The organism is Weissella paramesenteroides (genome assembly GCF_036327715.1).
GTDB lineage: Bacteria > Bacillota > Bacilli > Lactobacillales > Lactobacillaceae > Weissella > Weissella paramesenteroides.
Map to the genome: position 1 here is coordinate 1,553,378 of NZ_CP130559.1, position 12,340 is coordinate 1,565,717.

At 36.5% G+C, this 12,340-nt stretch carries 11 protein-coding genes and 1 other annotated feature; of the genes, 2 read left to right on the forward strand and 9 right to left on the reverse strand.

The window, feature by feature from the left end; genetic code table 11:
- Positions 1-9 precede the first annotated feature (9 nt).
- On the forward strand, positions 10-687 hold the full coding sequence (rpiA, locus tag QRX23_RS07770; protein ID WP_330155226.1) for a ribose-5-phosphate isomerase RpiA: 678 nt from the start codon (positions 10-12) through the stop codon (positions 685-687).
- Between the two features lie 3 nt (positions 688-690).
- Positions 691-1,641, forward strand: a complete 951-nt coding sequence (locus QRX23_RS07775; protein WP_330155227.1) for a DMT family transporter — start codon at positions 691-693, stop codon at positions 1,639-1,641.
- A gap of 61 nt (positions 1,642-1,702) precedes the next feature.
- Here the strand turns inward: QRX23_RS07775 and QRX23_RS07780 are convergent, their stop codons facing one another.
- The 9 genes from QRX23_RS07780 to QRX23_RS07820 form a co-directional block, all read right to left on the reverse strand.
- Positions 1,703-2,986, reverse strand: a complete 1,284-nt coding sequence (locus QRX23_RS07780) for an MFS transporter (RefSeq protein ID WP_330155228.1) — start codon at positions 2,984-2,986, stop codon at positions 1,703-1,705.
- 175 nt (positions 2,987-3,161) lie between these two features.
- Positions 3,162-3,521, reverse strand: coding sequence for a HepT-like ribonuclease domain-containing protein (locus tag QRX23_RS07785; protein ID WP_330155229.1), 360 nt, complete (start codon positions 3,519-3,521; stop codon positions 3,162-3,164).
- Between the two features lie 25 nt (positions 3,522-3,546).
- Complete coding sequence (locus QRX23_RS07790; RefSeq protein WP_150176645.1) at positions 3,547-3,870, reverse strand: nucleotidyltransferase family protein; 324 nt, start codon at positions 3,868-3,870, stop codon at positions 3,547-3,549.
- A gap of 122 nt (positions 3,871-3,992) precedes the next feature.
- Positions 3,993-5,144: an ArgE/DapE family deacylase gene (locus tag QRX23_RS07795; protein WP_330155230.1), complete on the reverse strand. Its 1,152-nt coding sequence runs from the start codon at positions 5,142-5,144 to the stop codon at positions 3,993-3,995.
- A gap of 72 nt (positions 5,145-5,216) precedes the next feature.
- Positions 5,217-5,450, reverse strand: a binding site (T-box leader).
- Between the two features lie 93 nt (positions 5,451-5,543).
- Complete coding sequence (locus QRX23_RS07800) at positions 5,544-6,347, reverse strand: hypothetical protein (RefSeq protein WP_330155231.1); 804 nt, start codon at positions 6,345-6,347, stop codon at positions 5,544-5,546.
- Positions 6,348-6,538: 191 nt separating this feature from the next.
- Entirely contained in the window at positions 6,539-7,876 is a 1,338-nt protein-coding gene (locus QRX23_RS07805; protein ID WP_330155232.1) for an MFS transporter, read from the reverse strand.
- A 15-nt stretch (positions 7,877-7,891) separates the two neighbouring features.
- Positions 7,892-8,755, reverse strand: a complete 864-nt coding sequence (locus tag QRX23_RS07810; RefSeq protein WP_330155233.1) for a helix-turn-helix domain-containing protein — start codon at positions 8,753-8,755, stop codon at positions 7,892-7,894.
- Between the two features lie 42 nt (positions 8,756-8,797).
- Positions 8,798-11,143, reverse strand: coding sequence for a hypothetical protein (locus QRX23_RS07815; protein ID WP_330155234.1), 2,346 nt, complete (start codon positions 11,141-11,143; stop codon positions 8,798-8,800).
- Between the two features lie 259 nt (positions 11,144-11,402).
- A complete protein-coding gene (locus tag QRX23_RS07820) occupies positions 11,403-12,263 on the reverse strand; it encodes an ROK family protein (protein ID WP_150222111.1) in 861 nt (286 codons plus the stop codon).
- Positions 12,264-12,340 lie beyond the last annotated feature (77 nt).

The window sequence follows — 12,340 nt, forward strand, 5'->3', positions numbered from 1 at the left end:
TATATAGACATGAATATTAATTTACAGAAAAAGAGCGCTGCACAAGCAGCTGTTGACTATATTGATGATGGCATGATCGTTGGACTAGGTACGGGTAGCACGGCAAACTACTTTATTGAAGCTTTAAGTAAAAAAATACAAGCCGCCAACTGGCACTTAACTTGTGTGACAACTTCTACAAAGTCACAACAACTTGCTGAATCCTTGGGCATACACGTTGTTAGTATTGATGATATTGATCACATTGATGTAACCGTCGATGGTGTTGATGAATTTGATCCACAATTAAATGGCATCAAAGGCGGCGGTGCAGCACTTTTGTTTGAAAAAATTGTTGCACTAAACTCTAAAAAAAATATCTGGATAGTTGATACCTCCAAAAAAAGTGATAAATTAGGTAGCTTTTTACTCCCTATAGAAATTATACCATTTGGTTCTGTGCAACTGTTTACAAAGCTAAGTCAAATGAACTTACAACCACAATTCAGATTGGACGATCAAAACCAGAAAGTGTTAACTGATTCCAAAAATTATATTATCGATGTTGACATCAGTCATGTCACCGATATTCACAAATTAGCTGATACCCTCAAATCATTGACAGGCATCGTAGAAAACGGTCTATTCCTTGATCTTTGTCATACAGTGATTATTGGTGGCAAGCATATTGAGAAGATTGACAGGTAAATTATGCTATATATTTTAAGTCTGTTCGCTGGACTTGTTTTAGCTGTCCAGAATCCTTATAATGTCAATCTTGGTAAACAATTAAACTCCCCTATTCTTGCGGGATTCATGACATACATCATTGGTACTATTGAATTTCTTATCGCTCTGTTTGTACTAAGAATTAATGTTATCTCTGTTTTGTCAGAAACTTTTCAGAAGGGATTTCCATGGTTTATTGGTGGTGTCCTAGGGGCAATTTATATTACAAGTATCATTATCCTTTTCCCAAAATTAGGTCCAATTAAAGCAGTGATTTATCCAACCCTTGGTCAAGTCACTTCTGGTATTTTAATTGATGCAATGGGTTGGTTTAATGTCCAACAAAGCCCACTAAATATGGTTAAAATCATTGGCCTTGTGCTACTCATTATTGGTGTGATTTTGAGTGCCTATACTCCCAAGGTAAATAAGTTAAAAGATGTTAATTCTAACAATTGGTTACTCTGCATTTGGGGATTCGTTGCTGGTATCCTATCAACAATTCAAGGAATATTTAATGGTAATCTTGGGACGTTACTCCATGAAACAGCTGAATTCCAAAATTCAGCTGCATTGACCGCCTCAATTGCATCATCGTTTATCGCATTCTTATTTGGTACATTATTACTCTTAATCGTTGTTAGCGTAAATCGAGAACTCACACCTGGTAAATTTATATCCGGGGTTCGGTCTGGTACAGCATGGGCCGCATCTTCAATGGGCGCATTTTTTGTCCTATGCATGACTATTTTAAATCCAACAATTGGACCCGGTTTAACAGTCAGTTTGAGTATTATTGGACTAATGATTGGTTCAATCATCATTGAACATAACGGTTTGTTCCAAGTTTCCAAAAATAAAACAACCCGACTGAAAATAATCAGTGTCGCAGTCTTCACTATCGGTATCATCATCATTAAAGTTGTTGGTTGATGGTTATTTAAAATGCTCCATAATTGTTAGACAAAAAGCCTAACAATTATAGAGCATTTTTTTATTTCTCTAAATGTGAATGTTTTGAAGTTTCGAGCATGCGAATGTAAACCAATAAACTGACTAAAATTGCGAAGGAAACATAGAAAAAGAAAATATTTTCGTGACCGATACTCTTCGTCCATAGCGCAACATATTCAACAGTGCCTCCAAAGATGGCAACAGTTAAACCATAAGGTAAGCCAACACCTAACGCTCGAATTTCAGTTGGAAACATCTCTGCCTTTACTATGGCATTGATTGATGTATAACCACTAACAATCAACAATCCGCCCAGCATCAATAGAAAAGCCATTATCGGACTTGAAAAATATTTCAAACCAATAAAGATTGGCACCGTTAGCAAAGTTCCCAAAATACCAAACCAATATAACAACGGCTTACGTCCGATTTTATCCGAGATAGCACCAAACAATGGTTGGATTGCCATAAAGATTAGCAAGGCCAAAAAATTGATTGCTGTCACTATTCGATTTGATAAACCAAGAGAATTAATCATGTACTTTTGCATATAGGTAGTGTACGTATAAAAGGCAATCGTACCACCAAAGGTCAGACCAACAACCGTTAACACTTGCCCCGGATATTGCATGAGTATTCGTAATGAACCACGTGACGACTTATCCTTTTGCTTCGCCGTATTTTTAAATTGTTGCGTTTCATTCATTGATAAACGAAGATAAAGCACTAAGATTGCTCCCAATGCCCCAATCACAAATGGAATTCGCCAGCCCCAAGCTTGTAGCGCTGATTCATTTAAGAAAAATTGCAAAAGGCCTTGAATAGCAAGGGCTGCAAGTTGGCCACTAATTAATGTGACATATTGGAAAGATGCGTAATAACCACGCCGGTTTGACGAGGCCATTTCTGATAGATAGGTTGCTGAAATACCATACTCCCCACCTAGTGAGAGTCCTTGGATCATACGTACCAAAATTAAAATTGCGGGTGCAAAAATACCAATCGTTTTATAACTAGGAATCAGTGCAATAATCATGGAACATGTTGCCATAATTGTTACTGATAACGTTAGCGCTGCACGTCGCCCACGAACATCAGCATACTTTCCCATGAACAGGCTTCCTAATGGGCGCATTAAGAAACCAACAGCAAAGACGCCTGCCGCACTCAATAGTTCCGCAGTCTGATTAGTACTTGGAAAAAAAGATGGTGCGAAATAAACTGTAAATGATGCGTAAATGTACCAATCGAACCATTCAATCATATTACCTAAGGAACCTTTGATGATATTAGCAGTGATTTGCCGTTGGCTAAAGTTTTGCATGTCTGGTCGCTCTCTTTCTCATATAATTAATTTGTTTTTAATAATAGTCACATATAAACGCGGTGTCAACCAAGTTATAAGACTTATTAATATCATATTTCATTAATAATAAATTCAAAAAACCACCGTATAATCATGAGCACTTTTCGCGCTGTTGATTATACGGTGGTTTAAATTAACCTTTTCGACCATCTGCAATTGTGTCTAAAATATGTGAATTACTATTTAATACCACATTAATTTTGTCTGCTAATAAAGGTATATCAGTTGTCGCCGTTTCCCAGATATCTATTGGTGACATGGTGCCATAAGCATGTGCAAAAAGATTCCGCATACCACGTATGGCATGCCAACAAATATCCCCAAATAATTCTTTAGCATCTTCTGATAAATTTAAAGTCTGCTCAGCAAATTGATAGATAGGCATCGATAAAGCATTGAAGAAAACAAAATCATGTATAAACTGATTATAATCATTTCCAAATCGTTCTATGGTTACTGCTACTTCATTAGCATATTGAGTTAATAAATTCATGACATCACGGTTTGTTATTCGATTATTATGCACCATAAAGCATAACCTCTGTTGAATGAACATTATCAATGTATTTTTGATTTCGTTCCTTTACAATTGGCACATCAAAGCTTTCTAACGGTACAATATCGACTTTCTTATTCAAGGCACGTTCCAAATCTAATTTAAAAGAAGACATTCGAAGCAACCCATGAACAGTTGATCCCTCACGTTTATAAACAATATCAATGTCGCTATCTTCATTTGCCTCTTGTCGAGCATATGATCCATACAGATAAACTTCAGAAACTTGATATTTCTCAGCAATTGGCTTGACTAATTCAGCAATTTGTTCGATTGAATAAATCATCCTTCTCTCCTTACTGGGGCAATGTCATCATAAATCTAAATGTTTCATCCTAATTATCACATAAACATTAATTTTATCCCACTGCAAAATGCTAAATCATTTTATCTAAAATTTAAATTATTCTATTGCAAAAATTCACGGGCAATTTTTTGATAAATTTCAATCAACGCTAGGTAACTACTAATGGTCGTGTATTCATTGAGTTGGTGTGAAGATTTGTCTCCATCAGCACCCAAAATCACTGTTGGCAGACCTGGATTATTCTTCACAAAAACACTGGCATCAGTTGCACCATTCATCGTCAATAAATCAACTTGACGGTCTGTAAACGTTTCTTGTGCTGCTTGTTTGACGATTTGAATAAAACCATTATCACTTGCTGTTTCGACTGGTTCAAAATTATGAATAATTTCCAAAGATAGTTGGGCATCATATTGCTGATTTAGTTCGGCCACAGCTGCTTCAATTTGCGCAATTACCTGTTGATTATCAAACGCTTGAGTGGGACGAATATTACCTAATAATTCAGCAGTAGCTGGGATAGTGTTAACCTGCTCACCACCGTGAATGACTGTAATACTGTGCTGTACCCGTCCCAAGTAAGGATCTTCTGGAGTATCTGCAAAAAGATCTTTTTCTAAATTAATATAATTTACCAAACCTTGAATGGCATTAATCCCCTGGGCTGGTCGTGAGCTATGCGCCGCTTGACCACGACTTGTAATGCGGTAATTAAAACTTCCTGAATGAGCAAAAATAATTTGACCATCTGTAGGCTCACCAATCACCAGTGCATCAGCATCATCAATGACGTGTTGCTCATTTAAACGATATGCACCAGGCGTACCAAACTCTTCGCCTGCTGTCGCAATAAAACGCAGGGTCCCATTTAATTCAACAGCAGGGTTTTCAGCTAATTCAATTAAGGCGATCACTTCAGCGGCCAAGCCACTCTTCATATCCGCTGCCCCACGTCCATAAAGTTTATCACCAATTATCTGTGCACCAAATGGTGGTTGTTTCCAAGCTGATTCATCATCAATTGACACCGTGTCTTGGTGGCCCGAGAATACCAAAACCTTCTGATCAGCATTTTTACTGCCAATTTCAGCTTGTAGATTTGCTCGTTTATCGCCAAATTCATCAATGGTTGCCTTAATGCCATGTTCAGCAAATACCTGTTGTAGATATGTCGCAACTGCTAACTCATTACCATTGACGGTATTGATACTAACCAAATCCTGCAAGATTTTAATTTTATCTGCTTTTTCCATAATGACATCCCCCATTAATTACATCTGTTTCACTACTAGATATTTTCCAAACAAAAAAGCCTCCGCCCCTTATTCAAGGACGAAAGCTTCGCGTTACCACCTTAATTTGTACTCTTTTTACAAACAGTACCTCAATCACTTACTCAGTTAGCAAGTGAGACTATAACGAGTCTACCCGTAACCATTGCTTGCACAATGATTAATGCTCAGAGCTCATCTTCGTTTCTTTTCATTTGCGGTCTTTTCAGCTAACGACCTTCTCTGGACAAATTACTTAGAAAGTACTCTTCTCTTCATCACAATTTTCTAATAATTATCTAATAAAGAAATTACTCTCTTTGGCGGTTGTTTGCAAGTGGTTTTTATAATTAACACAAACTAATTTCGTCAAAACACACCTTATCGATACGCATTAAGTAGATTCTGCAATTCTGCTTGTGCAGCCTGGTCTTCTGACACTTTAAAAGTATACGATGGACCGTATGGATTTTTTTGTCCGTCATCGGTATATTCAGCGAACCCAGCTGCTAAACTTGCATCCCCTTCAGCCAATTTTAGTTCATATACCTTGCCGTTATCACCAAGCATATACTTCGTAATTGGCTTACTCATTTCAGCTTTGTCACCATAACCACCAGCGATCGACACTACGACATCATCTTGCCGACCAGTAGATCCATCCTTCATTGTTAGGAAAACACAGCCACCGATTGCATGGATTGGAAAGGCTGACGGACCTGGATTATTTTGATCTTGTACTTGAATCTCACCATCCGTTGTATTAGCGTACCAATCTCCTGTCCCGGCTGCACCATGATCAAAATACCAATCGGTCACTGCCATATTGCCAACCTTTGCACGTCCAGCTGCCCAATTCAAAAAGGCTGCATTAACAGCCTGCTTCTGTGCTGTCGTTAATTGAACTGGTTCATTAGTCGTTGGTTCTTCAGAACTGGAAGAAGCCGAAGATGTTGTCGATGATTCACTCACACTTGAGGATGTTTGGTGTGAACTAGACTTTTTCTCGCTAGTTGCTTTCTTTTTATCTGCACTATCCATTTTTTTAGATAGTGAACTATTTTTAGCTCGTTCTTCCTTTAGGTCTCTATCTTGTGACTGTTGGTTAACGTACAACATACCACCTGCCCCGAGACCAATAGCTACTATGACAATAATCGTTCCTATCCAAGCGCCCTTACTCATTTGAAATCTCCCCTTTGATTACAATGGTATATGAAAATTATAGCATTATATAGGCAATTCCTTTATTTGGAGGGTCTATGGGTAATACGCTTTAAAACTGTCCATAATAAAAAGCCACCAAATATATCAAAAAATTTAGTAGCTAATATTGTTTGATAATTATTGCAGAGATGTAATCTAGTTTTCCCAGATTAACTAACTCGCTCTAACAAGTCCTTTTTAATTTGAGCTTCTTTTTTCTCAAACTTTGAATAAGTTAACATGATGGCAGCACCAATCATAAAGCAGATTGCTGGTAACCAAATAAATGAGAACTTAATACCTGCTAATGCAGATGCAGTTTGTTGTTTATGAGCAACATAACCAGCAGCGGCCATAATCTTAGAAGGTAAGAAACCTCCTAGTCCTGATCCCATCTTGATGCAGAAAGCACTACCGATTGCTGTCAAGAAGCCCGCTGAACGGATACCGTTCTTCCATTCACCATAGTCAACTGTATCTGACAACATAGCAAATGGCATTGATACAGCGATTCCCGTACCGATTGAAGTGAAAATCCATGCAGCCGCAATTAACGCAAAATTGCTACCAACAAATCCCATTAGAATTTGACCAAGCGATGCGATTGAAAAACCAATAATCAAAGTTTGTCCCTTTGAGAATTTTCTAACCATAAATGGAATCAAAATGTTTCCAACGACTTGGAACAGAACCAATCCATTTAGTAATGATGCATAATTTAGATGTCCTAAATTATATTGTGCATAATAGATAACTGTTGATGTACGTACTGTATTTCCCAACCAGTACATCACATTGGCCAAAACAATAATAACCCATGGCCAATTCCCACGCATTGCCTTAAAACTGTCTTTGATTGGAATACTTTGTACTTCTTGAGGACCTGAATTAACTTCTTGTGTCTTTGCAAAAGCGAAGATGAACATCAATAGTCCAATGACAGAGTAGACAGCAGCTGTAATTGCAAACCCTTTTTGGTCATTACCACCACCAAAGAAAGCAACCAATGGTAAAGTAAATGAAGCTGTCACGAAGTAACCAATATTACCACCAACCATACGGTAAGAATTCAATTTCACTCGTTCATCTGAATCATTACTCAAATTAGGTAAAATTGAAGTAATTGGTGTTGAAATACCTGTATAAATAATTTCCGTGATTAAATATGTTACCAAGGCATAGATACCTTTTTGTGCCGCAGATAAATCTGGTGACAAAAATGATAGCGTCAAAAAGATTGCAAATGGTGCAGCAAGCCACAAAAACCATGGGCGACTTTGCCCATACTTAGAATGTGTATGATCAATAATCAATCCCCAAATTGGTGCATCTAATGAATCAATCACTCGCGCAACCAGTAAAATCGTTCCAGCTGCACCGACAGAAATACCAAACACATCAGTATAGAAGTATAAAATGAAACTTGTTAGTGTACAGTAAAGCAAATTTCCTGCCGTGTCAGTACTGGCATAAGCTAGGATATTTGTCAGGCTTAATTTTTTTTGCATTATGTTTCCCCAAAATTATTTTTTATAAGTGGCGCGATATGTCTTAGGCGACATCCCCGTCATTTTTTTAAACTGATTTGTAAAAGAGATATAGTTTTCAAATCCGACTAATTCGGCAATATTCTTAATCAACTTGTTAGTGTGAATCAAATATTGTTTGGCCGTTTCAATACGAATTTCTTCTAAAAGTTCTATTGCCGTTTTCCCATAGACTTTAGTCATCACACGGGCAATATAGTTAACATGCAGATGAAATTCATCAGATAAGCGATTATTATCAATATGTTCAGCTAAATGTTCAGCCAAGAATAGGTGAACTTTTTCTGCTAGCATGGTGACACGATCTTTTGAAATACCACGAGTATCAATATATTTAAGAAATTTTAAAAATAATTCTTCTGTATACCAGATACTGTCAATTCGACTACTTTCGGTACTGTTTTGAATTTCATTTAGTAAATCAAAAATCAAATTTGGCTCAGTAATTTCACCTAGTTTTGGTAATTGCAATGTATAGGATTTTTGATGAAAATGTAATTCTGGAATCGGCAATTCAGATACAAAGCGCATTGGAAAATTACTTTGTTGCCATCTTGAAGTCGTATAGATATGCATCCAGAAAAAACTTGTTTCCTCTTCGCAAGGTTGCCAAGAATCGTGTTCACCATTTGGTAGAAGGATAAACATTTCATTTGCATGAATTGTGTACTTTTTGCCATCTTCACGTAAAAATAACGCACCTTTCTTGACGAAAATTAAATCAAAGAAGCCAATATTATATCGATGATCATGGCTTTGTCCTGCTTTAAACGTAATATAATTTCCTTCGATAAAACTAGGAAATGGTGGCATTGAAATCGAAATAATTTGTTGATCCATCCTTTTTCCTCCGATACATCACCAAAATTAGTCACTGACTCATTATTTATTTATATCAAATAAGTAATTATCAGCCGAAGTTACTTCTGATAACTGTCGTGTACCAGTCTCATCAATCAACCAAAATTCCTTTTGATATGGTGCAAAACTAATAATGTTAATCTGATCTCCAACTTTCTCATAGGTACCATTAATGACTGACCAACTATCATTTTGATGAATCAAATAAGTTCTTTGACCGATACCATCTAGGTAAGCGACTAGTTCCTCACCCATATCCCAATCTGGTGTTTCGTTCGCACTGTTAAATAACTTAGCAAAGATACCACCATCTGAATAGAATGTTGATTGACCAAAACGGTTACGTGATAGATCAGGTCGATTAAGGTGCGGACCGGCAACTGCATATGTTGATGCAGCCATCCCCTCGCTTAACTTTGTCGTGGCCACTGAGTTTGTATCATAGCAATACATAATGGCCGCTGTTGCACGATAACTAGCATCCAAATATGCCGTATCTTTTAGTGCTTCATAAACTTTAAAGGTTGCTGCAGCTGTTACGCCACCCCAGAGCGAATGAATCATATAAGCTAATGCTTCCCACCAGCGATCTGGATTTTGTGCTCTAAAATCATTTGAATAACCAATGTTTGCTAATAGTAATTGACCATATGTCTCAGCACCATTAACAAAGCCAGCTTCACTTAAAGCACCAGCAGTTGGACCAAAGCCAGCATTATCAAAGTAGTGCTCAGTAATCGCTGCTTGATAGCCTAAACGATCATCGTCTAACTTTTTGGTCACTTGCTGCCATAGGTTATTGATTTTGTCATAATAATCAGTTAACCCATGCGACTTTAACTTTTTAAGCAAATCCTGAATGTATAGGAAGTAAACTCCTAACATTTGTGCTTCTTCTTTACCACGCGCTGTTTCATGCAAATCAGGATTGACCCGTAACATAAAGACATCGGCTGCCCATTGTAGATACTCTTCTGATGAATTCAGTAATAGCGTCTCATCATCAAACTCTGATAATAGCAGGAATAAATGCGCAATGTATTCAAAATCCATGCAGCGATAGAAATCACCATACAAATTACTTGGTTGTCTGAAATTACCATCTGTGAACCATTTTGGTCGGACATAGTTCACCGCACTTGCTTCAACTTGTCTGACTTGTTGCTGGTCTAAAGCACCCATCAAGTTTTTCTTCAAAACTAAACTTAACTTACCTAATGATTCACCCTGATTCGAAATCGGCGTAAATGCATATGGTACTTCTCCACCTGCGCCTTGGTAAAGTTCTTCCGAAATATACTGCACACGGCGATCAATAACTTCATTTAATGGCGTCATCACGTTCAGCACAACTGCATCTTGCGTACCATCTGCAAAATCAAAAGTAATCTGATGCTCGCCCAAAACCGTTGGTTTAAAATCTACTTGATAGTGATCTGATGATTGTTGGAATTTTAGTTCAGTTGTTTGTTGCCCGTTTTCACCAGCAATGGCTGTTACGCCAACTAATTCATGACCGTTGCCTGCAATGGTCAAATAACTTGGTTGATTAACAACATTTAGCGGTTGATATGAAATAGTTGGTTGTCCAACTTCACGTGCTTTTTGATAAAAATCTTTCTTAGAATCGTTTGGTTGCATGACATAATGCCACAATTTCGTTTCATTTGCTTTGATGATGATTGGATTTTTGTCATAAATCCAATCATTATTTTCAAAATCTTCATCATAACCACCAGCTAGGATTAACTGATGGAATAACATACCATCCAAAGACGGTGAAACATTTTCAAAAAACAAATTGTTATAAGCCGCATAGGTTCCAACTGATAATGTTTTTCCTGCTGTTTGGTAAATACCCAAATTACCTGATTGATTGTCACGCCGTACTGCATTGATTTTTGTAAAATCACGCGAAATTGATGGGTAAACTGCCGCCGACTCATGAATATTTTTGGCAACATTTTTGGCACGGAACATCACATAAGCAAGTGATAACCAGACACCGAAGTTATTAATTGTTAGTTCGTCAGTTGTTAGATTTTTTAGACTGATTTCCCAATCTAACTGATTATCATCAGCTAAATCATAGATAAAAATAACTTGTACTTTTTGCTGTAAATTATAGGTAACGACTGCCCGACTTGAATCACTTGTTATTGTTGGTTCTAAATCATGACTATTAATTTTTTGTCCATTGATAGTAATCGTAAACTCACCAAATAATTTATCTGATTCATCAAAATCTGTTTGTTTCAGATATTGATTATCAATAACCCAATTCATTTGATAAGGATCATCTTTCATGACTAATGATTCTACATAACCGCGGGGATGCACCTGCAATCGCAGTTTATTATTCTCCATTGTTTAACTCCTTAAGCCTTTTTAACTAAGCTACCCTTGTAGTTTAACACGTGAATGAGACCGCTTACATTACCTATATACAACTAAAAGTTATAGAATTTCACACAAAAAAACTCCAAAGGATCGGTTGATTATCACAATCTTTTGGAGAATTTTTATAGAAGCAATTCGTAAATGAAATTGCACTCATTGTTTTTAGCTAAAATTACTCATTTTAATAGTTTTTAAATTTATTATGGGTTTTTCTGTCCTAAACATACTAATAGAGCTTTTTATTTAAAAAGTTTATTACTGCACCATATAAGTTAGCATCATTTTGAAAATGACAATTATCAATCACTGGCATGATATCATCTGTAACATTATCTGCTAATAATTTAGCCAGTCTATTTTTAATTTCACTTGCTAACTCGGCGCGTGCGGATATACCACCACCCAAAATAAATGCATCAAAATCAAAAGAAACCTGTAAATTATAAATTCCCTCTGCAATCCGATCATACATATTATTAATAATGTTTTTAGCTAGTGGATTACCATTTTCTGCTAAAGTAAGTAGCTCCTGTCCATCTTTAATTTTTCCGTTAGGTGCTTGTTCATTATAGGCTTTCACGTTTTTAATAAGTGTAGCAGAATTACTTAATGTTTTCCCATTCTTATCTTTCATAAAACCAAACTCGCCACCAGATAGATGAACACCTTTATAAAGTTGCTTATTAATAAATACCGAACCGCCTATACCAGTACCAATAATGACAAATGCAACATTATTAAAATTTTTGCCAGCACCTAAATTAATTTCGCAAATGCCTGCACAATTTGCATCATTTTCAATTGTCACTGGCCTTTTTAAGGCTTGTTCCAATTCATCAAAAATTGGTCGGTTGTGAATATAAGGTACCGCACTTTCATTTCTTATTACTCTATCTTTAATATCCACAACACCAGGTGCACTAATTGCTACACCTTCAATATCATCCTCGATATATTTTTTCATCTCTAAAATCAAATCATCAAATGATTGTGGTGTATTAAATGATGCCTTTTTAACTAGCTGTTTATCCAGAAATAACCCTGTCTTAACTGTTGTACCCCCAATATCAAATGCTACTAATTTCATTTTTCCCCCTAAAATTAAACTACGATATCTTATTTAGCGTAAATAACTCCCCTTTTTTGTATCACATATGTAATTTA

Bases quoted from the DNA above. Each gene is read 5' to 3' on its own strand.
- QRX23_RS07800 (WP_330155231.1), bottom strand. From the start codon at position 6,347: ATGAGTAAGGGCGCTTGGATAGGAACGATTATTGTCATAGTAGCTATT.
- QRX23_RS07775 (WP_330155227.1), top strand. From the start codon at position 691: ATGCTATATATTTTAAGTCTGTTCGCTGGACTTGTTTTAGCTGTCCAG.
- QRX23_RS07820 (WP_150222111.1), bottom strand. From the start codon at position 12,263: ATGAAATTAGTAGCATTTGATATTGGGGGTACAACAGTTAAGACAGGG.
- rpiA (WP_330155226.1), top strand. From the start codon at position 10: ATGAATATTAATTTACAGAAAAAGAGCGCTGCACAAGCAGCTGTTGAC.
- QRX23_RS07780 (WP_330155228.1), bottom strand. From the start codon at position 2,986: ATGCAAAACTTTAGCCAACGGCAAATCACTGCTAATATCATCAAAGGT.
- QRX23_RS07815 (WP_330155234.1), bottom strand. From the start codon at position 11,143: ATGGAGAATAATAAACTGCGATTGCAGGTGCATCCCCGCGGTTATGTA.
- QRX23_RS07795 (WP_330155230.1), bottom strand. From the start codon at position 5,144: ATGGAAAAAGCAGATAAAATTAAAATCTTGCAGGATTTGGTTAGTATC.
- QRX23_RS07805 (WP_330155232.1), bottom strand. From the start codon at position 7,876: ATGCAAAAAAAATTAAGCCTGACAAATATCCTAGCTTATGCCAGTACT.
- QRX23_RS07810 (WP_330155233.1), bottom strand. From the start codon at position 8,755: ATGGATCAACAAATTATTTCGATTTCAATGCCACCATTTCCTAGTTTT.
- QRX23_RS07785 (WP_330155229.1), bottom strand. From the start codon at position 3,521: ATGAATTTATTAACTCAATATGCTAATGAAGTAGCAGTAACCATAGAA.
- QRX23_RS07790 (WP_150176645.1), bottom strand. From the start codon at position 3,870: ATGATTTATTCAATCGAACAAATTGCTGAATTAGTCAAGCCAATTGCT.